The sequence below is a fragment of the Kocuria sp. SM24M-10 genome (genome assembly GCF_001027955.1).
GTDB classification, from domain to species: Bacteria; Actinomycetota; Actinomycetes; order Actinomycetales; family Micrococcaceae; genus Kocuria; species Kocuria oceani.
In genome coordinates, this window is record NZ_LDNX01000031.1 from 1 (window position 1) to 26,465 (window position 26,465).

Sequence of the window (26,465 nt, forward strand, 5' to 3'; positions counted from 1 at the left end):
GACGGAGGGACCGGCCGCGCGGCCGGTCCCTCCGTCGGGGTCCCCGTGCGCGGGAACTCAGGCCCGGGCGGCCGCGGCAGGGGCCTCGTCGGCGGGAGGCGCGGGCTCGAGGGCCGGGGTCGTCTCCAGGTCGTGCAGCTGATCCTGGATGAAGCCCCGCAGCTTGTCGCGGTAGTCCTGCTCGAAGCCGCGCAGCCCCTCGACGCGGTGCTGCAGCGCGGCCTCCTCGTCCCGCAGGGCGGTCAGGGTCTGCTCGCGGGTGCGCTGTGCGTCCTCGACGAGCTCCTCGGCCTGCGCCCGGGCCTCGGCGACGAGCCGGTCGCGCTCCGCGGCGCCCTCGGCGACGAACTCGTCGTGCAGCTTCTGCGCCATCGCGAGGACACCGGCCGCGGACTGCGCGGCGCCGGCCGGGCTCTCCCCGGCGGACGGCTCGGCGAGGACCGGCTGCGCGGCGGACGGCTCGGCGGCGGGCTCGCTCACCGCGGTCCCGGCGGCGGCCGGTCCGGCGGAGGGCTCCTCGGCCGCGGCCGGGCCCGGCTCCGTGGACGGCGCGGACTCCCGGGGGGCGACCGGCCGGCCGGCCGTCTCGAGCTGCTGCTTGAGGTCCGTGTTCTCCTGGTTCAGGCGCCGCAGCTCCACGACGATCTCGTCGAGGAAGTCGTCGACCTCGTCCTGGTCGTAGCCCTCCCGGAACTTGGTGGGCTGGAACCGCTTGTTGATGACGTCTTCGGGCGTCAGGGCCATGAGTGCATTCCTCCTAGGGCGGGGCGCGGGCGCGGCCCGCGGCGGGGGCTCCGTCCGACCGGCGCCGGGGGCGGACCGGCGGCCGGCACCCGGTGGGTCGTGCGGTTACAGCGTACAGGCAGGTCGCAGCTGGGCCGGGTCAGACCAGCAGCTGGCCGACGATGCCCTGGACGATGCTGACGGCGAAGATGAGGATCAGGAAGCCGAGGTCCAGGGCCACCCCGCCGAAGCGCAGCGGCGGCACGATCCGGCGCAGCCACCGCATGGGCGGGTCGGTGACGGTGTACACGGCGGAGGCGCCCACGAGGGCGATTCCGCGGGGCCGCCAGCTGCGGGCGAACATCTGCACCCAGTCCAGGACGAGCCGGGCCAGCAGCGCCACGTACACGAGGTGCAGGGCCAGGTACAGCAGGGAGAGCAACAGGTCCATCGGTCCGCCTCAGTCCTCCGGGTGGTCGTCGGTGCCGTCCTCGGCCTCGCCGCCGGCCGGGTGTCCGACGACCTCGACGTAGGACGGGGTGAGCAGGAAGACCTTGCCGGTCACCCGCTCGATGGAGCCGTGGAGGGCGAAGACCAGCCCGGCGGAGAAGTCCACCAGCCGCTTGGCCTCGGCGTCGCCCATGTCGCTGACGTTCATGATGACGGGGGTGCCCTCGCGGAAGGCCTCGCCGATGGACTTCGCGTCGTTGTAGGAGCGGGGGTGGACCGTGGTGATCGTGCGCAAGGTCGAGCTGTCCTCTCGAGAGCTGGAGGGGGCGCGTTTGATGGGGGTGACCGGCGCCCTGTACTCGGCCGACCGGCGCGGCACGGCCACGGCCGTGGACTCGTGGGCGCGGGCCTCGCGCGGCTCCTCGCGGACCGCGACGGCGGACTGGTGCTCCTGGCGGGCAGGCGTCGGGTCGTCGTCGTAGTCCTCGTCCGTCTCGGCGAGGCCGAGATAGATCATGGTGCGGCGCAACGCTCCGGCCATGGTGCTCTCCTTGACTGTCTGTGCGGATATCGGCGGTGGGGGGAGTTCCGGGATCCTCGGACCGCCCGGCGCCCGTCGTGCTGCACGGATCGCGGTACGGCCCTGGCCCCGCAGGGCCGTCCTCCAAGCTATCCTACGGGCGGTCGCGGGCCGAGGATATCGGAGCCGACGCGCACGTGCGTGGCTCCCCGGGCGACGGCCTCCTCGAGGTCCTGGCTCATGCCGGCGGAGACGGCGCCGGCCTCCGGCAGGACCTCCCGCACCCGGTGCGACAGGTCCTGGAGGCGGTCGAAGGCCGGGCCCGCGGCGGCACCCAGCGGGGCGACGGCCATGACGCCGCCGGCGCGCAGGCCCTCCGTGGCGGCGATCTGCTCCGCGAGCCCCACGACGTCCTCGGGGCGGGCGCCGCCCCGGTGCTCCTCGGCGTCCAGGGACACCTGCACCAGGCAGGTGAGGTCCTGCCGGACACACGGACCGGCAGGGACCTGCCCGGCCGCGGCCTCCTCCCGGTGCCGCCGCACCGCCTTGCCCAGCGCGGTGACGAGGGAACCACGGTCCACCGAGTGCACCCACGAGGCGTAGCGGACCACGGACTTCGCCTTGTTCGACTGCAGCTGGCCGATGAAGTGCCAGGCCAAAGGGCCGTCGAGGAGCTCCGCGACCTCCCGGGCCTTGCCGGCGGCCTCCTGGTCCCGGTTCTCCCCCACGTCGCGCACGCCCAGCCGGTGCAGCCGGAGGACGTCCGCGGCGGGGAAGAACTTGGTCACGGCGACCAGCGTGGGCGCCGGGGCGCCGGCGCCGCGGGCCGCGGCCCCGATCCGGGCCCGGACGCGCTCCAACGCCTCGGCGAGCTCCCGGCTGCGCGCGTCGTCCGCACCGGCGCTCATGCCGTGCGCTCCGCCCGGGCGCCGGGGCGGCTGCGCCAGACGAGGCCGACGATCCGGCCGGAGCCGGGGTCCCGCCGGTGCGAGGAGAGCCGCTCGTCCTCCAGGGTGCAGGCCGGCCCGTGGTCGGCCGCGGGCTCGGTGACGGCCACGCCGAGTCCGGCGAGCCGGTCCCGGGCGCCGGCGCGCAGGTCCAGGGCCGGGGTGCCCCAGGACGTGGTGGCGGCCACCGCGGGGATCCGCCGCAGCGACTCCTCCCGCATCGCGGCCGGCACCTCGTAGCAGCTGCCGCAGATCGAGGGTCCCACCCAGGCGGCGACCCCGTCCGCACCCCGCTCCCGCAGCCGCTCCACGGTGCGCTCCAGCACACCGTGGAGCAGACCCCGCCGCCCGGCGTGCGCCACGGCCGTGACCGGGCCGCCGGGGCCCGCGCCCAGGAACAGCACGGGCACGCAGTCGGCCACCATCACGGCCAGCGGCACGCCCGTGGCCGAGACCGCGGCGTCGGCCACGGGCACCGCCGTGCGGTCGGTGCGGTCGGCGTCCACGACGTCGGTGCCGTGCACCTGCTCCAGGAAGAGCAGCGAGCCGGCGGCCACCCCCATCGACCGCTCGAGGGCGGCCCGGCGGCGGCGCACCGCGGCCGGGTCGTCGCCCGTGTGCAGCGCGAGGTTGCCCGCGCCGCGGTCCGTGAAGGCCATCCGGACGCCCGGCCCGACCTCGTCCTGCCACCAGAACACCCTGGTCCTCCTCTGTCGTGCCGCACCGGCCGCCGGACGGACGGGGCGGGGTTAAAGCGCCCGGGGGCGGACGCGGTGCACCGCGTCCGCCCCCGGGCCGGGACTCACTTCAGGAAGTCGGGGAAGTCCAGGGAGTCCTTGCGGGCGGAACCGGCGGGCGAGCCGGCCTCGGCCTCGGCGGGCAGGTCGACGTCGAAGCCGGCGTCGTCGGGCACGTCGTCGTTGGCCGCCGGCTGGGCCCACCGCTGCGCGGTGGCGGGCTGGCCGAAGGAGGCGGTGCCGCCGCGCTGCGGGGAGCGGCCCAGGCCGGCGGGCTGGCCGGCGCCGGAGCCGAAGGCGGCGCGGGTGCTCGCGGCCTGCTGGGCGGCGGCGTTGGTGTTGTTCGCGTTGGTCTCCGGGCTCACGGAGTCGAAGCCGGCGGCGATGACGGTGACCCGGGCCTGGTCGCCGAGGGCGTCGTCGATGACGGCGCCGAAGATGATGTTCGCCTCGGGGTGGGCCACCTCCTGCACCAGGCGGGCCGCCTCGTTGATCTCGAACAGGCCGAGGTCGGAGCCGCCCTGGATGGACAGCAGCACGCCGTGGGCGCCGTCGATGGAGGCCTCCAGCAGCGGGGACGCGATGGCGAGCTCCGCGGCCTTCACCGCGCGGTCCTCGCCCTGCGCCGCGCCGATGCCCATGAGCGCCGAGCCGGCGCCCTGCATCACGGACTTCACATCGGCGAAGTCGAGGTTGATCAGGCCCGGGGTGGTGATCAGGTCGGTGATCCCCTGCACGCCGGAGAGCAGCACCTGGTCCGCGGACTTGAAGGCGTCGAGCATGGACACGTTGCGGTCGGAGATCGACAGCAACCGGTCGTTCGGGATCACGATCAGGGTGTCGACCTCGTCGCGCAGGGTCTCGATGCCGTTCTCCGCCTGGTTGGAGCGGCGGCGGCCCTCGAAGGTGAACGGGCGGGTGACCACGCCGATGGTCAGGGCCCCCAGGGAGCGGGCGATCCGGGCGACCACGGGGGCGCCGCCGGTGCCGGTGCCGCCGCCCTCGCCGGCGGTCACGAACACCATGTCGGCCCCCTTGAGGACCTCCTCGATCTCCTCGTGGTGGTCCTCCGCCGCCTGGCGCCCGACATCCGGGTTGGCGCCGGCGCCCAGCCCGCGGGTCAGCTCGCGCCCGACGTCGAGCTTGACGTCGGCGTCGCTCATCAGCAGGGCCTGCGCGTCCGTGTTGATCGCGATGAACTCGACACCGCGCAGCCCCTCCTCGATCATCCGGTTGACGGCGTTGACACCGCCGCCGCCGATTCCGACGACCTTGATGACGGCCAAGTAGTTCTGGGGGGTGGAGGAGTCCATGGGTACCTAACTCGAGATGGTTTCGGGGCCGGGGTCGCAAGCCGTTGCTCAACCTTCGATCGAAGGTGGAACGTCAGGCCGTCAGCTGCTGCTCCGGGCGGTTGGATGTCGGGTCAAGACTAACAACCGAGGGGACCACCTGCACGACAAGCCATACCGCTTTCGACACTTTTCGCCAAAACCGCAGGCCGCACCGGTGTCCGGCCCAGGTCTCAAGCTCTGGTGGAAGCTGAGTCGCGGCACGCGGTGCTCAGCGCACCACGGGGCGCGTCGGGCTGGACACGTCGTAGGTCTCCACGCCGCTGCCGGCCCCGCGCGCCTCGACGAGCTCCCGGAGCACCTGGGCCTTCAGCTCGCTGTCCTCGGCGGTGCCCCACACGACGGTGCGGCCGTCGGTGAACGCGAGTTCCACGGAGGACAGGGACTCGGCCGAGGCCGTGCGCAGCTGGGCGAGGACGGACTCGGGCAGTGCGGCCAGCACGTCGGTGATGGCGTCGAAGCGCTCGCCCTCCAGCACCTCGGGGCCGCCCGTGACCACCGGCACGGCCGCCTCCTCGGCGGTGGCCGCGGTGGTGAGCCGCACGCCCTCCGAGTCCACGACCGCGAACTGGTCGCCGTCCTGGACCGCGGCCACCGGCACCCGCTCGTGCAGCTCCACGATCAGGTGGTGCGGCGGTTCGAGCACGACCTCGATCGAGCGGACCTGCGGGATGGCCCCCACGCGGGCACGGACGTCCTGCTTCGAGATCCGGGTCAGCGGGATCCCGCGGTAGCCCTCCAGGGTCTCCTCGACGCTGGAGGGGTCGGTCAGCTGGGCGCCGCGCACGGAGATGTCCCGCACCGCGAGGGCCGGGGAGAGGAACAGGACGCCGGCGAGCACGGCGAGGGCCACGAGCGCGCCCAGGGCGGCGCCGAGCCGGCGGCGCCGGCGCCGGGCCCCGGCCGAGGCGGGGAACGCGACGACGGTGGCCCCGGCCGCCGTGGAACCGGCCGCCGTGGAGCCGGCCCCGGTAGAGCCGAGGTGGGCGGACTCCGCCGGCACCCGGGAGGCGGTGAGCGTGCGGGACGGCGCGCGCTCCTGCCGGTGCCGTCGCCAGGCGCTGAACCGGCCTCCCGCCGCGGGGGCCTCCACGAGCTCGTCCTCGTCGGAGACGGGCGAGACCTTGGTCCCGTCGTTCACCCGTACCCGGCCGCTCGGCCCCGCGCCCTCGGCGGGGGCCGCGGACCAGGGCCCTGCGGCCGACCGGTCCCCGGCGGTGTCCTGGGGAGCCCCGTCCCGGCCGCCCCCGGCGGGGACGTCCGGGTCGTGCGGGCCCGGAGCGGGCGCTGCCGCGACCGGGGTCTCCGCGACCGGGGCCTCCGGGGCCGGGCCCTCCCGGGCAGGGACCTCCGGCGCCGGGGTGCCGGCGTCCCGAGGGTCGTCGCCGAACCGGGGCTGGTGCGGTCGGCCGTGCCGGCTCATCAGCTCGCCCCGAGCCGGTCCACGAGCAGGGGGCCGAGCCGGGTGACGTCACCGGCCCCGACCGTGAGCACCAGGTCGCCGGCGCGGGCGGCGCGGGCGGCCTCGGTGACCGCCTGCCCGCCCTCGGGGACGTAGCGGACGTGGGCGGGGGCGCGGTCGGTGATGACCTCGCTGGTGAGCCCGGGCACCGGCTGCTCGCGCGCGGCGAAGACGTCGATGACCAGGCTCTCGTCCGCGAGGGCCAGGGCGTCGGCGAACTCCGCGGCGAACTCCCGGGTCCGGGAGAACAGGTGGGGCTGGAAGATGGCGATCACGCGGTGCCCGCCGGCGACCTCCCGGGCCGCGGTGAGGGCCGCGACGACCTCCGTGGGGTGGTGGGCGTAGTCGTCGAAGACCCGCACGCCGCGCCCCTCGCCCCGCAGGTCGAAGCGCCGGGCCGAGCCGTGGAAACCGGCCAGCCCGCGCACGGCGTCCGCGGGCGGGACGCCGGCCTCGACGGCCACGCAGAAGGCGGCGGTGGCGTTGAGCACGTTGTGCCGCCCGGGCACGGCGAGCTCGAGCTGCTCCTCGCGGCGGTCGGCACCCTCCCCCAGCACCAGGGTGCTGCGGGTGCGCAGCCCGTCGGTCCCGTGCGGGATCACCCGCACGTCCGCGGTCGCGTCGGTGCCGTAGCCGACCACGCGTCCGCCGGCGGCCCGGTGCCGCTCGGCCAGGGCCCGCGAGCCGGGGTCGTCCTGGCAGGCCACCAGCAGCCCGTCCTCGGTCAGGGTCGCGGCGAAGTCGTCGAAGGCCTGGTAGAAGGCCTCGCGGGACGGGTAGAAGTCGAGGTGGTCCGGCTCGATGTTGGTGACCACCGCGATCCGGGGACCGTACTTGAGGAAGGAGCCGTCGGACTCGTCGGCCTCCGCCACGAACCACCGGCCGTCCCCGAGGGCGGCGTTGGACCCGAGGTCGGCCACGTGCGCCCCGATGGCCCAGGAGGGGTGCCGGCCGGCGGCGTGCAGGGCCAGAGCGGCCATCGCGCTCGTGGTGGTCTTGCCGTGGGTGCCGGCCACCGCCACGACGTCGCGGCCGTGCATCGTGGCGGCCAGGGCGTCGGAGCGGTGCAGCACGCGCAGCCCGGCGGCCCGCGCCGCGGCGTACTCGGGGTCCTCGGGCGGGATGGCGGTGGAGACGACCACGGTGCGGGCGCCGGTGACGTGCTCGGCCCGCTGGCCCACGAACACCGTGGCGCCCAGGTCCTCGAGCTGGCGCAGCGCCGGGGAGTCCTGGCGGTCGGAGCCGCTGACCGGGACGCCGTGGGCGAGCATGAGCTTGGCGACGGCGGACATGCCGGCCCCGCCCATGCCGATGAAGTGCACCCGGCCCAGCCGGGCGGGGTCGAGCTCGTGCTCAGCGGCCACGGGGCACCTCCTCGAGGATCAGCCGCGCCAGGACGGCGTCGGCATCGCGCACGCCGTGCTCCCGGCTGGCGGCGGCCATGGCGGCGAGCCGGTCCGGCTCGGCCAGCAGCGGGTGGACGTGCTCGCGGTACCAGCCGGGGGTGAAGGCGTCGTCGGGCACCAGCCGTGCCGCGCCCGCGGCCACGAGGGAGGCGGCATTGAGCGACTGCTCGCCGTTGCCCACGGGCAGCGGCACGAACACGGCCGGCAGCCCGACGGCCGCGACCTCGGAGACGGTCGCCGCCCCGGCGCGGGCCACGAGGAGGTCCGCAGCGGCGTAGACCCGCTCCATGCCGTCGACGTACTCGACCTGCACGTAGCCGGGGGCCTCCAGCAGCGTGCCGTCGTCGCGGGTGACCTGCTTGCCGCGACCGGTGACGTGCAGCAGCTGGTGGCCGTGGGCGGCGACCTCCCCGGCCACCGCGGCCACCGTCCGGTTCATGTTCAGGGCCCCGGAGGAGCCGCCGGTGACCACGACGGTGGGCACGTCGGGGTCCAGCCCGAAGGACCGCAGGGCGTCGGCGCGCCGGCCGGCCCGGTCCAGGCCGGCGATCTCCCGGCGCATGGGCATGCCCACGGTGACGGCCCCGCGCAGGGGCGTGCCGGGGAACGCGGTGGCCACGGTCCGTGCCCAGCGCGCGCCCACCCGGTTGGCGAGGCCCGGGCGGGCGTTCGCCTCGTGCACCACGACGGGCAGCCCTCGCCGGGCGGCGGCGAGGTAGACGGGCGTGCAGACGTACCCGCCGACGCCGACCACCACGTCGGGGCGCACCCGGTCCAGGACCTCCCCCGCCTGTCGCACGGCGGCGAGCAGCCGTCCGGGCAGCCGGACGAGGTCCACGGAGATCCGCCGGGGCAGCGGCACCCGGTCGACGAGCTCGAGCGCCAGCCCGGCCTGCGGCACGAGCCGGGTCTCCATCCCGGAGGCGGTGCCCACCGCTGTGAGCCGGGCTCCCGGGGCCTGCTCTTGCAGGGCGGCGGCCACGGCCAGCAGGGGGCTCACGTGCCCGGCGGTGCCGCCGCCGGCGAGCAGGACCGACGGGGCGGCGTCCTCGGTGGTCGGTTCGGACGGTGTCATGCGCGATCCTCGTTCGGGGTGCGGGGGCGGGGGGTGCGGGTGGGGACCGGGATCCGGCGCGGCAGGCGGGTGAAGGACATCACCACGCCGACGGCGGCCAGGCTCATCAGCAACGAGGACCCACCGTAGCTGATGAACGGCAGGGGGACGCCGATCACCGGCAGCACCCCGGTGACCATGCCGATGTTGATGAACGCCTGGCCCACGAGCCACGTCACCACGCACGCCGTGGCGATCCGCACGAACCTGCTGCGCGCGCGCAGGATGATCCGGGCCATCGCCAGGGTCATGACCGCGAACAGCGCGAGGATCAGCACCGTGCCCAGCAGCCCCAGCTCCTCGCCGATGATGGAGAAGATGTAGTCGTTGTGCGCCTCGGGCACGTAGTTGTACTTGAGCCGCGACTGGCCCAGGCCCACCCCCCACCAGCCGCCCGAGGCCAGGGCGTTGAGCCCCTGGTCGGCCTGGTAGCAGGCGTCGGTGGCGCCGCACTCGCCGAACAGCCAGCCGGTGATGCGGTCCACCCGGTGGGGCGCCGCGGCGACGGCGACCGCCCCGAGCGCGACCGCCCCGGCGGCGGCGACGGCGAACAGCCGCAGCGGCGCCCCGGCGAAGAACAGCGCGGCGGCGTAGATCAGCGCGAAGACCAGCGCGGTGCCGACGTCGTCGCCGAGCACGACCAGCAGGGCGGGGATCCCGATGCCCAGCGCCGAGGGCCACAGCGCCTGGCGCCACTCGCGCACGGCGTCGCCCTGCCGGGCCAGCATCATGGCCAGCCACACGGACACGGCGAGCTTCGCGGCCTCGGAGGGCTGGAAGGACTGCCCGCCCACCACGATCCAGTTCCGGTTGCCGTTGATCTCCTGCCCGAGTCCCGTGAACACGAGCAGCAGGAGCAGCACCCCCAGGACCAGCAGGCCCGTGGCGCCGCGCCGGTACCAGGACGTGGGCACGAAGGAGAGCCCGAACATCAGCACGATGCCCAGGCCCGCGTACGTGGCCTGCTTCGTGAAGTACGAGTAGGCGGACTCCTGGGCGGAGATGGACTCCACCGCTGAGGCGGAGAGGACCATCATGATGCCGATCCCGGTGAGCAGCACCACGGACCCGGCCAGCGCGTAGTAGGAGTGGATCAGCGGGCCGTCCACGAGCGTGCGCCAGAAGCGCCGCAGCCCGCCGCGGGGCCCGGGTGCGCTCCCCGCGGCGCCGGTGCGGTCCTGGACCTGCGTCACGACAGCCGCTCCACGAGCTCGGCGACCTCGCGGATGAACGCGTCGCCCCGGTGGGCGTAGGAGGTGAACTGGTCCATCGACGCGGAGGCCGGGGCCATGAGCACGGTGTCCCCCCGCTGCGCCGCCCCGTGGGCCAGGCGCACCGCCGCGGCCATCACGGCGTCCCCGTCCGTGGCGCCGTCCGCCGCGGCCGGCAGGACGGGCACGGCCGGGGCGTGCTCGGCGAGCGCCGCGAGCAGCCCGTCGTTGTCCGTGCCGATGAGCACCACCGTGCGCATCCGTTCGGCGTGCCGGGCCACGAGCCGGTCGTAGGACACGCCCTTGGAGAGCCCGCCGGCGATCCAGACCACCGAGCCGAAGGCCGACAGGGCGGCGTCCGCGGCGTGCGGATTGGTGGCCTTGGAGTCGTTGACCCACACGACCCCGTGCGTGGTGGCCACGGCCTGGATCCGGTGGTCGCCGGGCTCCCAGGCGCGCAGCCCGTCCCGCACGGCCTCCGGGGGCGCGCCCGCGGCGCGGGCCAGCGCCGCGGCGGCCAGGGCGTTGGTGACCCCGTGCGGGGTCGGGATGGGCCCGGTGTCCGCCACGGAGGCGAGTTCCAGCGCGGAGCCGCGCCGGTCCTCGAGGAACGCCCGGTCCACGAGCAGGTCCTCGACCACGCCGAGCATGCTCACGTCGGGGGTCTCCAGGGTGAAGCCCACGGCGCGGCAGCCCTCCACGACGTCGGCCTCCTCGACCATCCGCACGGTCTCGGGCTGCTGGGCGTTGTAGACGCAGGCCACCCGGGTGTGCTCGTAGATCCTCGACTTGTCCGCGACGTAGTTCGCGTAGCCGCCGTGCCAGTCCACGTGGTCCTCCGCGACGTTGAGCACCACCGAGGCCAGCGGGGACACCGAGTGCGCCCAGTGCAGCTGGAAGCTGGAGAGCTCCACCACGAGCACATCGTGCTCCACCGGCTCCCGCAGCGCGTCGAGGACCGGGGTGCCCACGTTGCCCACCGCGGCCACGGTGAGCCCGGCGGCCCGCAGCATCGCCTCCGTCATCCCCACCGTGGTGGTCTTGCCGTTGGTGCCGGTGACGCACACCCACTCGGCGGTCCTGCGCCCGGCGCGCTCCCGGACCCGCCAGGCGAGCTCGACGTCGCCCCAGATCTGGATCCGCTCCGCGGCCGCGGCGGCCAGCAGCGGGGAGTCGGGACGGAGCCCGGGCGAGGTGACCACCAGCTCGGGGCGCTCGCCGTCGACGTCGGGCACGGAGGACCCGTGCGCCTCCCCCAGCAGGACGTCGGCGGCGCCGACGATCCGCAGGGTGTCGGCCTTGCCGCGGGTCGCGGGGGTGTCCGCCCCGTCGACGACGACGACGCGGGCGCCCAGCTCGATCAGGGTGTCCGCGGCGGCGAAGCCCGACACGCCGATCCCGGCCACGACCACGCGCAGCCCGGACCAGTCCGCGTCCCAGCCGGTGAGCCCGGCCAGCCGCGGGCGGTCCAGGACGGGGTTGTCGTTGCTCGCGTGGATCATTGGATCATTCCTCCGTGGGAGAGCAGCCAGTCGCCGTAGAAGACGCCGAGCGCGGCCGCGACGAACAGCCCGGCGATGATCCAGAAACGGACCACGATGGTCACCTCGTTCCAGCCCTTGAGCTCGAAGTGGTGCTGCAGGGGCGCCATCTTGAAGATGCGCTTGCCGCCGGAGAGCTTGAAGTAGCCGACCTGCAGGATCACGGAGACCGTGATCACCACGAACAGCCCGGCGATCAGCACGAGCAGCAGCTCGGTGCGGGTCAGCACGGCGAAGGCGGCCAGCGCCCCGCCGAGCCCAAGGGAGCCGGTGTCGCCCATGAAGATCTTCGCCGGGGAGGTGTTCCACCACAGGAAGCCCACGAGGGCGCCCACCAGCGCGGAGGCGGTGAGGGCGAGGTCGGCGGCGTCGCGCACCTCGTAGCACACGCCCTCGGCCACCGTCCCGCACAGATGGGTGTTCTGCCACATGGCGATCAGCATGTAGCCGCTGAACACCAGGATGGACGCCCCGGTGGCGAGCCCGTCCAGGCCGTCGGTGAGGTTCACGGCGTTGGTGGTGGCCGTGGCGATGAGGTTGACCCAGACCACGAAGAGCAGCGCCCCGAGCACGGAGCCGGCGAAGGCGAGGTCCAGGGCGGTGTCCCGGGTGAAGGAGATCGCCGAGGACGCGGCGGTCGAGCCCTCCGGGCCGGGCACGAGCAGCACGAGGAGCGCGAACGCCGTGCCGATCAGCCCCTGCAGCACGATCTTGCCCAGGGGGCTCAGGCCCAGGTTTTGCTTCTTGGCGATCTTCTTGTAGTCGTCGATGAAGCCGACCAGGCCCATGCCGAGCATGAGCAGCAGCGCGGACAGCCCGGAGAGGGTCATCCCGCCGTAGGAGGGCCACAGCAGCCCGGAGGCCAGATGGGTGAGGCCGTAGGCGAGCACCACGGAGCCGAGGATCGCGACGCCGCCCATGGTGGGCGTCCCGCGCTTGGTGTGGTGGCTGGTCGGACCGTCGTCGCGGATGAACTGGCCGTAGCCGCGGCGGGCGAGGAACTTGATGAAGGCCGGGGTCCCGAACAGGGACAGCACGAGGGCGAGCCCGGCGGCCATGAGGATCTGGATCATGCCCGGTCCCCCTCGGCGCCGGCGCCCGGGGCCACCGGGCGTCCGCTCGCGTCGAGGGAGGCGTTGACGAAGGGCCCCGCCGAGCGCCAGTGGTCGCCGCGTGCGGGGGCGTCGTTGCCGGGCGCGGGCCCGTCGGCGCCGGCGGCGGCGGCGGCCGCGACCCGCTCGCCCAGCACCCCCAGGCCGGAGGCGTTGGACGCCTTGAACAGGACGATGTCGCCCGGGGCCAGTTCCCGGCGCAGGATCTCCTCGGCCTCCTCGGCCGTGGCCACCCACGTGGCCTCGTTGCCCCAGGAGCCCTCCAGCTGGGCGGCGTCGTAGACGGGGCGGGCGAGCTCGCCCACCGCGACCAGCTTGGAGATGTTGAGCCGCACGACCATCCGGCCCAGGGTGTCGTGCTCCTCGACGGTGCTGTCCCCGAGCTCCAGCATGCCGCCCAGCACCGCCCAGGTGCGGCGGGGGGCGGTGCCGTCGGTCCCGCGGCCCAGCTGGGCGAGGGTCTGCAGCGCGGCGCGCATCGACTGCGGATTGGCGTTGTAGGCGTCGTTGACCACGCTCACCCCGTCGGCCCGCTCGGTGCGCTCCATCCGCCACCGGCTCGCGGGGCCCTGGGCGTTGAGCGAGGCGGCGATCCGCTCCGGGGCCACCCCGGCCACGAAGGCCGCGGAGGCGGCCGCGAGGAGGTTGCTCACGTGGTGCTCCCCGATGAGCCGGGAGACGATCCGGTGCCCGGAGCCGTCCGGGAGGTGCAGCAGGAACTCGGGGTTGCCGCCGGGTCCCAGGCGCACCTCCGAGGCGTGCACCCGGGCGGCCGGGACGTCCGGCAGGGCGTTGGCCGGGGACTCCCCGAAGAACAGCACGGGGGCGGCAGTGCGCCGGTGCATCTGCCGCACCAGGGCGTCGTCGTCGTTGAGGACGGCGACCCCGTCGGCGCGCAGGGACTCCACCATCTCCCCCTTGGCCCGGGCGATGTTGGCCACGCCGCCGAACTCCCCGGCGTGGGCGGAGCCCACGCACAGCACCACCCCGACGTCGGGGCGGACCATGCGGCACAGGTAGTCGATGTTGCCGATCCGGGTGGCGCCCATCTCGACCACGAGGTAGCGCGTCTCGGCGGTGCACTCGAAGACCGTCAGGGGCACCCCGACCTCGCCGTTGTACGAGCCGCGGGGGGCGACCGTGGGTCCCTCGGCGGAGAAGACGCCCCGGAGCAGGTCCTTGGTGGTCGTCTTGCCCACGGACCCGGTCACCGCGACGACCGTGAGCTCGTGGTCGGCGCGCAGCTGGGTCACGACCCAGGCGGCCAGCCGGCCCATCGCCTCGACCACGTCGGGGACGAGGACGCCCGGGTAGGTCGCGCCGGCGGCGTCGGTCACCTCCCGCTCCACCAGGGCCAGCACCGCCCCGGCGGCGAAGGCCGCGCCCACGAACTCGTGGCCGTCGGTGACCTCGCCCGGTTTCGCCACGAACAGCGTCCCGGGGCGTGCCTCGCGGGAGTCGGTCGTGACGTGCCCGACGACGACCTCCCGCGCGGCGGCGTCGCCGACGGCGCGCCCGCCGGTGATCTGCGCGATCTGCGCTGCGGTCAGTTCGATCATCGGTCCTCCCTACGGCCCTGCCGCGCGTCGGCCAGTGCGGCGCGCAGCTCTTCCCTGTCGTCCAGCGGGTGATCCACGCCCCGGATCTCCTGGACCGTCTCGTGCCCGCGGCCGGCCACGAGCACGGAGTCGCCCGGTCCCGCCATGGCCACCGCGGCCCGGATGGCCACGGCCCGCGGTGCGAGCACGAGCACCTCCTCGACGCGGGCGCCGTCGGCCGCCCGCGCTCCCGCGGCGACCTCCTCGCGGATCCCGGCCGGCTCCTCGTCGTGGGGGTCGTCGTCGGTGACGATCACCACGTCGGCGTGCCGGGCGGCGACCGCGCCCATGACGGGGCGCTTGGTCCGGTCCCGCTCCCCCGTGGCGCCGAAGACCACGATCACCCGGCCCTGCTCCTCGGGCGGCTGCACGGCGGCGAGCGCCCGGCGGAGGGCGTCGGGGTTGTGCGCGAAGTCGACGACGGCGGTCGGCTCGGTGCCGATCAGCTGCATCCGCCCGGGCACGTCCGTGGTGAGCGGGTCCTGCTCGTCGAGCACGCGCTGCAGCTGCCCGACGTCGGTCCCGGAGGCCAGGACCATCACCACGGCGAGCGCGGCGTTGGCGACGTTGAAGTCCCCCGGCAGGCCGGTGGACACCCGCAGCGAGCGGCCGTCCCGGTGCACCAGGGTGAAGGAGTGGCCGATGCCGCGGCGGGTCAGTGCGGTGAGGGTCCAGTCGGCGCCGTGCCGCTCCGGTCCGGCGTCCCGGTCCTCGGCCACGTCGCCGCGCAGGGCGATCGTGTCCACCCGGTCCGCGCCGAGCTGCGCCCGGGCGTGGGCGGCCATGCGGGCGCCCCAGACGTCGTCCTCGTCCTGCAGCACCACCACGGCGCGCCCGGTCCGCCCGGGGGTGAACAGGCGGGCCTTCACGGAGAAGTACTCCTCCATGGACCCGTGGAGGTCCAGGTGGTCCTGGGTGAGGTTGGTGAACCCGGCGACGTCGAAGCGGACACCGTCGACCCGGGAGAACTCCAGGGCGTGGGAGGAGACCTCCATGGACGCCGCGGTGATGCCGCGCTCGCGCATGAGGGCGAGCAGCGCGTGCACGTGCGGGGCCTCGGGGGTGGTCAGCCGGGAGGGGATGGCCTGCTCCCCGGCGAGGATCTCGATGGTGCCGATCAGCCCGGTCGTGCGGCCGAGCGCGCGCAGCAGCGAGTTGGTGAAGTAGGTCGTGGTGGTCTTGCCGTTCGTGCCGGTCACCGCGAGGAGCACCGGGGCGGTGCCGTCCTCGGGGCGGGAGCCGTAGACGCGGGCCGCGATCGTCCCGACCGACCGGCGGGGGTCCGGGGCCACGACGACGGGCAGGTCCACGCCGGTGCGCTCGAGCAGGCCGGCGCCCTCCGCGTCGGTGAGCACCGCGGCCGCGCCCGCCCGCTCGGCCTGTGGCGCGAACTGCGCCCCGTGCGCCCGGGCCCCGGGCAGCGCCGCGTAGAGGTCTCCCCGGCGCAGCTGCCGGGAGTCCAGGGAGATGCCGGTGACGTCAACGGTGCGGGCCGGGTCCGCCGCCCCGGCCAGCCGCGCCACCTCCGTGAGGCTCAGCGGGCGGGGCCTGGCGGGGCGCATCGTCTGCGCGTCGTGTCCCTGCTGGGCTGTCGCGTCCATCAACGTCCTTCGTGGTCTGGGGGGCGGGTGGGTGGTCCGCCGGGTGCTGGGGGGGAAGGCGCCCAGGGGGTCTCCGGGCACAGCGATACGGAAGTCTAGTCGCCCTCGTCGGCCCGCCGGGACGGGCCGGTCCCGGCGGCGCCCGGATCCGCGGTGGTCCCGGTCGCGCCCGTCCCCTGCTCCGCGGCGTCCTCCGCGTCGCTGTCCGCGGACCCGGTGGTGCCCTCCGCGGCGTCCTCCGAGGTGCCCGTGGCGTCCTCCGTCCCGACGACGTCCGGGGCGGCGTCCTCCGGGGCGGTCTCCTCCGGCTCGTCCGTGCGCAGGGGGATCTCCACCGGGTCGTCGGTCGACGGCGGGACGTCGTAGTGGCGCAGCACCTGGCCCATGATCTTGCTGAAGGTGCCGGTCGTGCCGATGCTGCGGACGTCGCCCTGGGGACGCTGGAGGGTCACGGCCACGAGGTACTGGGGATCCTCGATGGGCGCCACGCCCACGAAGGAGGTGGTGTAGCCGTCGTAGCCGCCCTGCGCGCTGGGGGCTTCGGCCGTGCCGGTCTTCCCGCCCACGCGGTAGCCCTCCACGGCCGCCTCCTTGGCGCCGCCCTCCGTGACGGTCACCTCCATGATGTCCAGGAGCTGCTCCGCCGTCTCCTCGGAGACGATCCGCTCGCCCTCGGGGCGCTCCACCGGGGTGCGGGTGCCCTCGGGGTCGATGACGGCCTCGACGACGCGCGGCTCGACCTGGATCCCGCCGTTGGCGATCGCCTGGAAGACGGTGGCGGTGCGCAGGGGCGTCTGGGACACGCCCTGGCCGAAGAGCACGGTGTACTGCTGGCGCTTGTCCCACTGGTCGGCCGCGGCCAGGATGCCCGGGGACTCCCCCGGCAGCTCGATCCCCGTGGTCTCGCCCACCCCGAAGCGCTGCATCCAGTCGTGGCGCTGCTCGCGGGAGAGCTGGCTGCCGACCATCACGGTGCCCGTGTTCATCGAGTCGGCGATGATCCCGGCGAACGTGCGGTCCTGCTCGCCGTGGTCGAAGGCGTCGGTGATCTTCTCCCCGTCGATCTCCAGGAACGGCGGCACCGTGATCTCCGTCCGAGGAGTGACCAGGCCCTCCTCCACGGCCGCCGCGGCGGTGAGGATCTTCTGGGTGGAACCCGGTTCCACGGCCTGCGTCACGGCCCGCGCCCCGAGGTCCTCGGCGTCCGCCGAGCCGATGTCGTTGGGGTCCACGGTCGAGGAGTCCGCCAGCGCCAGCACCGCGCCGTCCTCGATGCGCATCACCACGGCGGTGCCCCACTCGGCGTCGAGCTCCTGGGCGCGTTCGGTGACGGCCTGCTGGGCGATGAACTGGACGTCGCTGTCGATGGACAGCTGCACCGAGGACCCGTCCACCACGGGGCTCTCCTCGGTGGGGGCCACCGGGATGCGCACCCCGTCGGCGCTGATCTCGAAGGTGCGGCTGCCGTCCGTGCCGCGCAGCAGCTCGTCCTGGGTCTGCTCGATCCCGCCGAGGGCCTCGTCGTCGCCGCCCATGAAGCCGACCACGCTGCCGGCCACGGGCCCGTTGGGGTAGATCCGGTCCGAGGACGGCTGCCCGTAGACGTAGGGCAGGTCGAGCTCGCGCACGGTGTTCCACTGCTCGGGGGTGACCCCGCGCGCCACGTACTCGAACGGCTTGTCGCCGTCGAGGGAGTCCTTGACCTCCGCGTCCTCGAGCTCGAGGGCGTCGGCGAGCTGGTACACCGCCTGCGTGGGCGTGACGGTCTCGGTGGTCCCGTCCGCCTTGAGCCGCTCGAACTCCCGGACCTTGCTCTGGTCCACCGTCACGTCGTAGCGCTGCAGCGTCCGCGCGAGCACGTTGCCCTCGGTGTCGCGGATCTCCCCGCGCTGGGCCGGGACCACCTCGGTGCGGGAGCGGTCCGTGGCGGCGGCCTCGGCCCGGCCGGAGACGTCGAAGCCCTGCACCCACACGAGGCGCAGCCCCAGCACCACGAGCAGGGCGAGCACGAGGAGCACCCCGACGTGGCTGCGGCCGAGGCCCGGTGCGCGGGGGGTGCCGTCGGTGGGCGTCGAGCGTGCGCGTGCCACGTGAATGCCTCGTTCCTGGTCTCGGCTGGGGGTCTCCGGTGAGCTGCGGGGTGCGGGGGCGGTGTCGGCGCCCCGGTCACTCCCCGGGCGCGCGCTGCTGCGGGGCCGGCAGGCTCCCGCCACCGAGCCCGGCGTTCGGCGCCGCGTCCTCACGGGCCCGCCGCTCGGCGTCCTCCCGCTGCTGCTCCGCCTTCTCCCGCTCGCGGTCCTCCGCGCGCTGGGCGGCGCGGTCCGCGGCCTCCGAGCCGGTCTGCTGCGCGTGGTCGACCAGGATCTCGTGGTTCTCCTGCGGCTGCGCCGGCAGGGGGTCGCCCTCGACGGACCCGGTCGTGAGGTCCACCGTGCCCGAGCCCTGCGCGGGCACCATGCCGAGGTCCGAGGCCATCACCGCGAGGTTCTGGGGCGCGTCGTAGAACTCGAGGTCCTGGGTGAGGGCCTCGTTCTGCTGGCTGAGCGCCTGCTCCTGGGCGCGCAGCTCCACCAGCCGGTACTGACCCCCGGAGATCTGGATGTTCAGGACGAGGATGGAGGCCAGCGCGACCACGAGCGCGAGCAGGCTCAGCGCCACCGTGGAGACCCGCCCCCGCCGGGCCCGGCCGGGCACCACGGACAGGGGCGCGCGGGTGGATCCACCGGTCTCCGGCGCGGGAGGGGCCGGGGTCTCGAGCTGACGGGCGGAGCTGCCGTCCACCGGCGGGCGCTGGCCCCGCCGGACGGCCCACGCCCCGATGCCGCTGCGCGGAGGAGCCGGGCGGGCCGGTCGTCGCTGGAGTCCGGTGCCGCTCATGCGTTGTACCTCTGCGCGTTCTGTGAGGAGTGCGGTGGGTTCTGCCGGATCCGCTCGGCGGCCCGCAGGCGCGCCGAGGCGGCCCGGGGGTTCTCCTCGACCTCCGTGGGGGTGGGGGTCTCGGTGCCCCGGGTGAGGATCCGCAGCGTGGGCTTGTGCTCGTCGAGCTCCACGGGGAAGCCCTTGGGCGCGGAGGAGGTCGCCCCGCCGGCGAAGGCCTGCTTGACGATCCGGTCCTCCAGGGAGTGGTAGCTCATCGCCACGACCCGCCCGCCCACGGGCACGGCGTCCAGTGCGGCGGGAACGGCCCGGCGCAGGACGTCGAGCTCCTCGTTGACCTCGATCCGCAGCGCCTGGAACGTCTGCTTGGCCGGGTGGCCCTTGCGGTGCTGGGCGCCCTGGGGCACGGCCGCGCGGACGACCTCGACGAGCTCACCCGTGGTCCGGAGCGGGGCCTGCGCCCGGCGCTCCACGACGGCCCGGGCGATCCGGGACGCGAAGCGCTCCTCGCCCCAGTCGCGCAGGATCCGGCGCAGGTCGGCCTCGCTGTAGTCGTTGAGCACGTCCTGGGCCGTCACGGGCGCGGTGGAGTCCATCCGCATGTCGAGCGGGGCGTCGTAGGAGTAGGCGAAGCCGCGCTGCCGCTCGTCGAGCTGGAGCGACGAGACCCCGAGGTCGAACAGCACCGCGTCCGCGGCGTCGAAGCCGTGCTGGGCGAGGGCCTCGGGGATCCGGTCGTAGGTGGTGTGCACCGGGTGGAACCGGTCCCCGAACGGGGCCAGCCGGGCCCCGGCCAGGGCGTGCGCCTGCGGGTCCCGGTCGATGGCCACGAGCTGCAGCTGGGGGAAGCGGCGCAGCAGCGCCTCGGAGTGACCGCCCATGCCCATCGTCGCGTCCACCGCCACGGCACCGTCCTCGGTGAGCGCGGGGGCCATCAGGTCCAGGCAGCGCTCGAGCAGCACGGGGACGTGGAGCTGCTCGGCTGGGCGTTGCGCCATGGGCCCTCTCTTCGGCGGTCGGTCGGTCGGTCTGGGGTGGCCGGCGCCGGGTCGACGCCGTGGTGGGGCCGCGGGCGTTCCAGGATCAGAACCCCATCCGCTGGCCGTCCCTCGAATCCGGCCTGGCTCAGGGGAAGGTGAGCCAGGACGGTGACGGCTGTGCGGCTGGAGATCTCATCCGGGAGGCGGTGCCGCGCCCCGCGGGTGATGGTCGGCGACCCTGTGCTCAGAAGAGCCCGGGTACCACTTCCTCCTCGGTCTCGGAGAAGACGGCCTCCTTCTCGTTCAGGTACTCGTTCCATGCCTGGGCGTCCCAGATCTCCGCCCGGGTGCCCGCGCCGATCACTGCGAGCTCCCGGCCCAGACCGGCGTACTCCCGCAGCGGCGGCGGAATGGTGACGCGGCCCTGCTTGTCCGGGACCTCGTCCGAGGCGCCCGAGAGAAAGACCCTGATGTAGTCCCGGGCCTGCTTCGAGGACAGCGGCGCCGCCCTCAGCTGCTCGTGGACCCGCTCGAACTCGCGGACGCTGAAGACGTACAGGCACCGCTCCTGACCTCGCGTCAGGACCAGTCCCTCCGCCAGCTCCTCCCGGTATTTCGCCGGCAGGATCAGGCGGCCCTTTTCGTCGAGACGGGGTGAGTACGTTCCGAGAAACATGCTCACCGCCTCTCCAGCCCGAGAGTTCTCCCAGATCCATCTCTTCGCCCCACTTTACTCCACTTCACTCCCCGGTCAACGAAACCGGGGCCCGCCCGGCCCGGCGTGGCGTGGCGGGCGGCGCGCCCGCCCGGCATCGTCGCAGGTGGGGCGCGGCGGCGCCGGAGTGGGGGCTCGTGGAGGCCCGCGGGGAGGAGAGTGGAGGGGCGGACCGCGGCAGGGGCCCGGGCACGAAGAAGCTCCCCGGCGGGACGCCGGGGAGCTGTTCGGGAACGGTGCGGGCGCCCGGTGGGGCGCCGAGGTGGTGGGTGGTGGAGGGGCCGGCCGGGCGGCGGTGCCCAGGGGCCCGGACTAGGACTGGCCCCCGGAGTTGCGCTGGTCCCAGCGCTGCTCGAGGTTCTGCAGGAACGGCGAGGACCGGCGCGGCGGTCCGCCCTTGCCGCCGGCCCCCTCGGAGCGGGGCTTGCCGGAGCGCAACGTGGCGACATAGACGCCGGCGCCCATGACGACGAACCCCAGTACCCCCAGCAGGACGGACTTGAGGACGACTCCACCGAGCAGGACGAGCAGGCCGACGACGGCGATGACGATCCCGAGGACGATGTTGCGGGTGGACGCGCCCCGGACGGCGCGGGACCCCATGTTCGTGACGAACCGCGGGTCGTCCGCGTGGAGCTGCTTCTCGAGCTGGGCCAGGAGCTGTTGCTCGTGCTCGGACAGTGGCACGGTATGCCTCCTCATCCTTCGGGTGCGGAAATCCCCGGCTGTTCCGGCGCCGCCTGGTACCAGGATAGACCGTCGGCTGTGGATTGTGCACCGCGCGCGCGGCTGTCAACAGCCTTGGAATTGCCTTGCCGCTCGCGCGGTGCGGCGGGCAGCAGGCGGGCCGGACCGAGCCGGTCCGCCCCGAACCGGGCGTGCACCCGGTCCATGGCCTCCTCGGCGGCTCCCCACTCCTCCTCGCGGCCGTCGAGGCTCAGCTGCAGGGCGTCCGTGGACTGCTCCAGGGCCTCGGCGCGGATGCCGATGAGGCGCACCGCCTGCGGGCGGTGCCCCAGCTCCTCGAGCAGGCCGGCACCGTGCTGGAGGAGGTCGTGGGCGGAGGTGAACGGCTGGGACAGGGTCCGCGAGCGGGTGAGGGTGGTGAAGTCGGCGTAGCGCAGCTTGAGCCCCACCCGGCGCGCCCGCAGCCCCTGGCGCCGCAGCCGCGAGGCGGTCCGGTGGCTGAGCCGGAGCAGGACCTCGTGCAGCACCCGGTCGTCGGAGACGTCCTGCGGGAAGGTCTCCTCCGCGCCCACGCTCTTCTCCTCCCGCACCGGCACCACCGGTCGCGGGTCCCGGCCGTTGGCCAGCTCGTGCAGGTGGTGCCCCGCGGCCCGGCCGACCACCCGGGTGAGCTGGGGCAGCGGCGCGGCCGCGAGGTCGCCGACCTGCCGCAGACCGGCACCGACCAGGGCCTCCGCCGTGCGGCCGCCGACCCCCCACAGGGCCGTGACCGGCAGCTCGGCGAGGAAGGCGAGCGTGTCCTCGGGCTGCACCAGCAGCAGGCCGTCGGGCTTGGAGCGGGTGGAGGCGATCTTGGCCACGGTCTTGTTGACCCCGATGCCCACGGAGGCCGTGAGCCCCAGCTCCTCCTGCACCCGGGCGCGCAGCGTCCGGGCGATGCCCACCGGCGGGCCGAGCCGCCGGACGGCGCCGGCGACGTCCAGGAAGGCCTCGTCCACGCTGATCTGCTCCACCCGGTCGGTGATCTCCCAGAACATGGCCATCACCCGCCGCGAGTAGGCCTCGTAGGCGCTGCGGTGCGGCTCGAGGAGCACGGCGCCCGGGCACATGGCGCGGGCGCGGGCCAGCGGCATGCCCGAGCGCACGCCGAAGGCCCGTGCCTCGTAGGAGGCGGAGAGGACGACGGAGCGGTGCCCGGAGCCGGCCACGATGACGGGCCGGCCGCGCAGCCCGGGGGCCGCGAGGAGCTCCACGCCGACGTAGAACATGTCCATGTCGACGTGCATGACGGCACACGCCCGCCAGCGGGCCAGCCGGTCCTTCGGCGTCTCGGTCACCGCGCCCTCCTCCTGCGTCCGCCACAGCATAGTTCCCGGCCCGGACATCCGAGCCCCTTCGCTAGGCTGGGCGGAGACCGCGGACGGCCGCCCGGCCCGTCCTCCGCAGCCCGAGATCGAGGTCCTTCCGCCCATGACGTCACCGTCCCTGCCGCACTCCTCCCCCGCGCGCGCCGACACCGTGCCGCGGGCGGCGCCCGAGGACGCCTTCCGGGCCGAGGACGGTCGTTTCGTCGGTCGGCTGCACGCCGAGCTGGGGCGCTTCTTCGAGGGCCAGCGGGACGTCCTCGGAGCCATCTCGGCGGACACGCTGCCGCTGCTGGAGGCCGTCGCCGGGCTCTCCTCCGGGGGCAAGCGGCTGCGTGCGCGGCTGTGCTACTGGGGCTGGCGGGCGGCGGGCGGCGACCCGGAGGACCCCGCGGTGGTCCGTGCCGGGGCGGCCCTCGAGCTCTTCCAGTCCGCCGCCCTGATCCACGACGACGTCATCGACCGCTCCGACACCCGCCGCGGCGCGCCCAGCGTCCACCGCCGCTTCGAGGCCCTGCACGCCGAGCACGGCTGGTCCCTGGACGGGTCCGCCTTCGGGGTGGCGGCCGCGATCCTGTCCGGGGACCTGTGCCTGTCCTGGAGCGAGCAGCTGTTCGCCGGCGCGGCCGCGCCGGGCGCGGCGCGGGCCCGGGCCGTGTTCGACCTCATGCGCTCGGAGGTGATGGTCGGCCAGTACCTGGACGTGCAGGGGGAGGTCGCCGGGGCGGGTCAGGACCGGGCCGGCGCGGTGCAGCGGGCGCTGGACGTGATCCGCTACAAGTCGGCGAAGTACTCGGTGGAGCACCCCGTGGTCCTGGGGGCCGCCCTCGCGGGCGCCCCGGAGGCGGTGCTCGAGCGGTGCTCGGCGTTCGCCCTGCCGCTGGGCGAGGCGTTCCAGCTGCGCGACGACGTCCTGGGCGTGTTCGGCGACCCGGCCACCACGGGCAAGCCCGCCGGGGACGACCTGCGCGAGGGCAAGCGCACGGTGCTGGTGGGCTACGTGCGCCGGCTCGGCGACGAGGAGCAGATCGCCCGGCTCGAGGCCGCCCTGGGCCGGGCCGACCTGGACGAGACCGATGTGGCGGAGCTCCGCGCGGTCATCACCGGCTGCGGCGCCCTGCGCGCCACCGAGGAGCTCATCGACGCGCTCAGCGCGGAGGCCTTCGCGGCGCTGGACCGGCTCGGCGCCGGGCCGGTGCCCCTGGCCGCGCTGCGCGGGCTCGCCGCGGCGGCGGTGCGCCGCTCGTCCTGACGAGCCCGGGCCCCCGGGCGCGCACGCCCGGGGGGGCTCAGGACCGGGTCACCAGGCCAGGGCCTGGGCGCGGCGGCGGATCTCCGTCTTGCGGCCGTCGCGCAGCGCGTCCACGGGCCGGCCCGGCAGGGACTCGTCCTCGGTGAACAGCCAGGCGATCGCCTCGGCGTCGGTGAACCCGGAGTCCCGCAGGACCGCCACGGTGCCCTTGAGGGAGTCGAGCACGGCGCCGTCCAGCAGGAAGGCCGCCGGGATCCGGCGGATGTTGTCGTGCGGGTTGCGCACCGCGAGCAGCGTCCCGTCGTCGACGAGACCGTGGACGCGCGTGACCACGAGGCCGAGCTGCTCGGCGACGTCGGGCAGGGGCAGCCAGTCCTGGACGAGACCGTCCAGACGGTCGAACTCCTCGGTGCTGTTTCCGGATGTCTTCTTCACGCCCCCAGAGTGCCACGTCCGCCGGTGCCCGTGCCACGCGGGGCCCGCACGGTATGCTCGGACCCGCGGAGACCGCTGAGACCTCCGCCTCTTCCCCGATCAGCGTCAGAGAGCCACTTCATGCCGTTTCCCCCCGAGCGCGACACGACCGACCCGAACGACGCACCGCACCGCACCACCACCGGCCGCACCGCCACCGGGCCCAGCGACGACCCCGACGGCGGCTGCGGGGCCCGGGAGGACCGCTCCCCCCGCTGGGCCCGCCGCGCGAGGACCGGCTCGGCGGTGACCGCCGTGGCCGCCATGGCCGCCCTCGGCGGGGGCACCGTGGCCCACGCCGCCCCGCCCCAGACCTCGCAGGTGGCCCCGGCGCCCCTGGTGCTGGGGCAGAAGGCCTCCACGCCCCCCGAGCACACCGTGGCCCCCGGCGACTCCCTGTGGGCGCTCGCCCAGCGCCACGGCGTGGCCGTCGACGAGCTGATGCGCTGGAACGACCTCTCCGGAGCCGCCCTGCTCCGGCCCGGCCAGACCCTCCGCCTGGCCGCCCCGGAGACCCGGGCCCCCCGGGCCGCCGAGGACCCGGTCTCGCCCGCGCCGCAGCCGCGCGCCGCGGCCACCGAGCACGTCGTGCGCTCCGGGGACACCCTCTGGGGCATCGCCCAGTCCCACGACGTGTCGGTCCAGCAGCTGCTGGACGACAACGACCTCACCGTCGGCTCGCTGCTGCGCCCCGGCCAGAAGCTGGCCGTCGCCGGCGCCGTCCGGCCCGCGGCCGTCCCGGAGCCCGAGCGGAAGGCCGCGCCGGAGCCCGAGCGCGCCGTCGGGGACACGTTCCTCGGCCGGACCTACGAACGGGACGTGGTCGATTCCGCGAACCGCCACCACGAGCAGCTGGCCTCCCGGCCGGCACCGTCCCGGGAGGAGATGCGCCGGATCGTCCACGACACCGCCGTGCAGATGGGCGTGGACCCCGCCCTCGCGCTCGCCCACGCCTACCAGGAGTCCGGGTTCGACCACCGCGCGGTCTCCCCCGCCGACGCCGTGGGCACCATGCAGGTGATCCCGGACGCCGGCGCGTGGGCGTCCGGACTCGTCGGCCGCGAGCTGGACCTGCTCGACCCGCAGGACAACGTCACCGCCGGGGTCGCGATCATCCGCCAGCTCGGCCGCAGCGCCCCCAGCACCGACGTGGCCATCGCCGCCTACTACCAGGGCCTGCACGGGGTGAAGAAGTACGGGATGTACGACGACACGAAGAAGTACGTCAAGAGCGTCAAGGCCCACCGCCGGTCGTTCGGCGCGTGAGCCGCGGCCCAGCCGCCGCACAGCGCCGCGTTCTAGACTGATCCCGTGCAGCACGCGCACCCCGACCACCTGACCGGGTCCCTCCTGGAGGGCCGGTACGAGCTCGGACCCCGGATCGCCCGCGGGGGCACGGCCACCGTGTACCGCGCGGTGGACACGCGCCTCGAGCGCACCGTGGCCGTGAAGCTCATGCACCCGCACCTGGCCGAGGACCCGGCGGCGGCGGACCGGTTCGTGCGCGAGGCCCGGGCGGCCGCCCGGCTGTCCCACCCGCACGTGGTGTCCGTGCTCGACCAGGGCCACGCGGCGGACGGGGTGCCCTACCTCGTCATGGAGCACGTGGAGGGCTCCACGCTGCGGGACCTGCTGCGCCGGCGCGGCGCCCTGACCCCGCGCGAGGCGCTGGAGGTGATGGAGGCCGCCCTGGACGGGCTGGCCGCCGCCCACCGCGCCGGGCTGGTGCACCGTGACGTCAAGCCGGAGAACGTCCTGATCGCGGCCAGCGGCCGGGTCACCGTGGCCGACTTCGGGCTCACCCGGGCGATCGACCAGCACACCGGCAGCGGCACCGTGCTGGGCACCGTCGGCTACGCCTCCCCCGAGCTCGTGACCGGGCAGCGGGTGGACACCCGCGCGGACGTCTACTCGGCCGGCATCGTGCTCTTCGAGCTGCTCTGCGGGCGCCGCCCGTTCGAGGGCGCACCCCTCGCCGTGGCCCACGCCCACGCGGAGGGCAGGGTGCCGGACCTGCGGTCCCTCGACCCCGGTGTCCCGGGAGCGCTGGCGCGGCTGGTGGCCCGGGCCACCGCCCGGGACCCGGAGGACCGTCCCGCGGACGCCCGGGAGATGCTCGAGCAGCTGCGCGCGGTCCGGGCGGTCCTGCGCCCCGACGAGCTCGACCGCGCTCCCGCGCCGCGGACCGGCGGACCGGTCCCGCGGGCGACGGGGGCGGACAGCGCCCGGACCGGGACGACCACCCCCGGCGGCGCCCCGACCGAGGTGCTCGGCCGGGGTGCCGCCGGGTCGCCCGTCCCCGGCGGCACCCGGACCGAGGTGCTCGGCCGGCAGCAGGCTCC

The 26,465-nt window shown here is 75.0% G+C and carries 24 protein-coding genes; 3 read left to right on the forward strand and 21 right to left on the reverse strand.

The annotated features are described in order from the left end of the window. Nucleotides 1–57: 57 nt before the first annotated feature. The 20 genes from ABL57_RS03585 to dinB form a co-directional block, all read right to left on the reverse strand. On the reverse strand, nt 58–744 hold the full coding sequence (locus ABL57_RS03585) for a DivIVA domain-containing protein (RefSeq protein ID WP_047802083.1): 687 nt from the start codon (nt 742–744) through the stop codon (nt 58–60). A gap of 139 nt (nt 745–883) precedes the next feature. Next, nucleotides 884–1,174 carry a YggT family protein gene (locus ABL57_RS03590; RefSeq protein WP_047802084.1) on the reverse strand — a complete coding sequence of 97 codons (291 nt, stop codon included), beginning with the start codon at nt 1,172–1,174 and terminating at the stop codon, nt 884–886. Between the two features lie 9 nt (nt 1,175–1,183). After that, nucleotides 1,184–1,714 carry a cell division protein SepF gene (locus ABL57_RS03595; protein ID WP_047802085.1) on the reverse strand — a complete coding sequence of 177 codons (531 nt, stop codon included), beginning with the start codon at nt 1,712–1,714 and terminating at the stop codon, nt 1,184–1,186. A gap of 128 nt (nt 1,715–1,842) precedes the next feature. Then, the gene (locus ABL57_RS03600) at nt 1,843–2,601 is read right to left on the reverse strand and encodes a YggS family pyridoxal phosphate-dependent enzyme (protein ID WP_047802086.1); all 759 of its coding nucleotides are present in this window, start codon (nt 2,599–2,601) and stop codon (nt 1,843–1,845) included. Next, on the reverse strand, nt 2,598–3,338 hold the full coding sequence (locus tag ABL57_RS03605; protein ID WP_047802087.1) for a polyphenol oxidase family protein: 741 nt from the start codon (nt 3,336–3,338) through the stop codon (nt 2,598–2,600). Before ABL57_RS03605 ends, ABL57_RS03600 begins: the two co-directional genes overlap by 4 nt. A 104-nt stretch (nt 3,339–3,442) precedes the next feature. Continuing rightward, nucleotides 3,443–4,690 carry a cell division protein FtsZ gene (ftsZ, locus tag ABL57_RS03610; RefSeq protein WP_047802088.1) on the reverse strand — a complete coding sequence of 416 codons (1,248 nt, stop codon included), beginning with the start codon at nt 4,688–4,690 and terminating at the stop codon, nt 3,443–3,445. Nucleotides 4,691–4,940: 250 nt separating this feature from the next. Beyond that, a complete protein-coding gene (locus ABL57_RS03615; RefSeq protein WP_047802089.1) occupies nt 4,941–6,152 on the reverse strand; it encodes a cell division protein FtsQ/DivIB in 1,212 nt (403 codons plus the stop codon). Then, a complete protein-coding gene (gene murC / locus ABL57_RS03620) occupies nt 6,152–7,555 on the reverse strand; it encodes a UDP-N-acetylmuramate--L-alanine ligase (protein WP_047802090.1) in 1,404 nt (467 codons plus the stop codon). The genes ABL57_RS03615 and murC overlap by 1 nt, the downstream gene beginning before the upstream one ends. Next, nucleotides 7,545–8,672 (reverse strand): undecaprenyldiphospho-muramoylpentapeptide beta-N-acetylglucosaminyltransferase, encoded by a 1,128-nt coding sequence (murG, locus tag ABL57_RS03625; RefSeq protein WP_047802091.1) that lies wholly within the window; start codon nt 8,670–8,672, stop codon nt 7,545–7,547. The genes murC and murG overlap by 11 nt, the downstream gene beginning before the upstream one ends. After that, nucleotides 8,669–9,904 (reverse strand): putative lipid II flippase FtsW, encoded by a 1,236-nt coding sequence (ftsW, locus tag ABL57_RS03630; RefSeq protein WP_047802092.1) that lies wholly within the window; start codon nt 9,902–9,904, stop codon nt 8,669–8,671. The genes murG and ftsW overlap by 4 nt, the downstream gene beginning before the upstream one ends. Further along, on the reverse strand, nt 9,901–11,424 hold the full coding sequence (gene murD / locus ABL57_RS03635) for a UDP-N-acetylmuramoyl-L-alanine--D-glutamate ligase (RefSeq protein WP_047802093.1): 1,524 nt from the start codon (nt 11,422–11,424) through the stop codon (nt 9,901–9,903). The genes ftsW and murD overlap by 4 nt, the downstream gene beginning before the upstream one ends. Then, a complete protein-coding gene (gene mraY / locus ABL57_RS03640) occupies nt 11,421–12,536 on the reverse strand; it encodes a phospho-N-acetylmuramoyl-pentapeptide-transferase (RefSeq protein WP_047802094.1) in 1,116 nt (371 codons plus the stop codon). Before mraY ends, murD begins: the two co-directional genes overlap by 4 nt. Continuing rightward, nucleotides 12,533–14,134 carry a UDP-N-acetylmuramoyl-tripeptide--D-alanyl-D-alanine ligase gene (gene murF / locus ABL57_RS03645; protein ID WP_047802095.1) on the reverse strand — a complete coding sequence of 534 codons (1,602 nt, stop codon included), beginning with the start codon at nt 14,132–14,134 and terminating at the stop codon, nt 12,533–12,535. The genes mraY and murF overlap by 4 nt, the downstream gene beginning before the upstream one ends. Further along, nucleotides 14,131–15,774 carry a UDP-N-acetylmuramoyl-L-alanyl-D-glutamate--2,6-diaminopimelate ligase gene (locus ABL57_RS03650; RefSeq protein WP_047802096.1) on the reverse strand — a complete coding sequence of 548 codons (1,644 nt, stop codon included), beginning with the start codon at nt 15,772–15,774 and terminating at the stop codon, nt 14,131–14,133. Before ABL57_RS03650 ends, murF begins: the two co-directional genes overlap by 4 nt. A gap of 95 nt (nt 15,775–15,869) precedes the next feature. Further along, a complete protein-coding gene (locus ABL57_RS03655) occupies nt 15,870–17,864 on the reverse strand; it encodes a penicillin-binding protein 2 (RefSeq protein WP_047802097.1) in 1,995 nt (664 codons plus the stop codon). Nucleotides 17,865–17,940: 76 nt separating this feature from the next. Then, complete coding sequence (locus ABL57_RS03660) at nt 17,941–18,651, reverse strand: hypothetical protein (RefSeq protein ID WP_238985961.1); 711 nt, start codon at nt 18,649–18,651, stop codon at nt 17,941–17,943. Next, nucleotides 18,648–19,649, reverse strand: coding sequence for a 16S rRNA (cytosine(1402)-N(4))-methyltransferase RsmH (rsmH, locus tag ABL57_RS03665; RefSeq protein WP_047802098.1), 1,002 nt, complete (start codon nt 19,647–19,649; stop codon nt 18,648–18,650). The genes ABL57_RS03660 and rsmH overlap by 4 nt, the downstream gene beginning before the upstream one ends. Before the next feature lie 226 nt (nt 19,650–19,875). Beyond that, nucleotides 19,876–20,307 (reverse strand): division/cell wall cluster transcriptional repressor MraZ, encoded by a 432-nt coding sequence (gene mraZ, locus ABL57_RS03670; protein WP_047802102.1) that lies wholly within the window; start codon nt 20,305–20,307, stop codon nt 19,876–19,878. Between the two features lie 351 nt (nt 20,308–20,658). Then, nucleotides 20,659–21,033, reverse strand: coding sequence for a DUF3040 domain-containing protein (locus ABL57_RS03675; protein WP_047802099.1), 375 nt, complete (start codon nt 21,031–21,033; stop codon nt 20,659–20,661). Between the two features lie 11 nt (nt 21,034–21,044). Continuing rightward, nucleotides 21,045–22,370, reverse strand: coding sequence for a DNA polymerase IV (gene dinB / locus ABL57_RS03680; RefSeq protein ID WP_053004719.1), 1,326 nt, complete (start codon nt 22,368–22,370; stop codon nt 21,045–21,047). 133 nt (nt 22,371–22,503) lie between these two features. Here dinB and ABL57_RS03685 point away from each other — a divergent pair, with 133 nt between their 5' ends. Beyond that, entirely contained in the window at nt 22,504–23,649 is a 1,146-nt protein-coding gene (locus ABL57_RS03685; RefSeq protein ID WP_082157199.1) for a polyprenyl synthetase family protein, read from the forward strand. 48 nt (nt 23,650–23,697) lie between these two features. Here the strand turns inward: ABL57_RS03685 and ABL57_RS03690 are convergent, their stop codons facing one another. After that, nucleotides 23,698–24,084: an Rv2175c family DNA-binding protein gene (locus ABL57_RS03690; protein WP_082157200.1), complete on the reverse strand. Its 387-nt coding sequence runs from the start codon at nt 24,082–24,084 to the stop codon at nt 23,698–23,700. 120 nt (nt 24,085–24,204) lie between these two features. On the opposite strand from ABL57_RS03690, the gene ABL57_RS03695 reads away from it, so the two are divergent. Continuing rightward, on the forward strand, nt 24,205–25,389 hold the full coding sequence (locus ABL57_RS03695) for a LysM peptidoglycan-binding domain-containing protein (protein WP_082157201.1): 1,185 nt from the start codon (nt 24,205–24,207) through the stop codon (nt 25,387–25,389). Between the two features lie 45 nt (nt 25,390–25,434). Further along, the coding region (locus ABL57_RS03700; RefSeq protein ID WP_152683269.1) for a protein kinase at nt 25,435–26,465 on the forward strand (1,031 nt) is incomplete at its 3' end.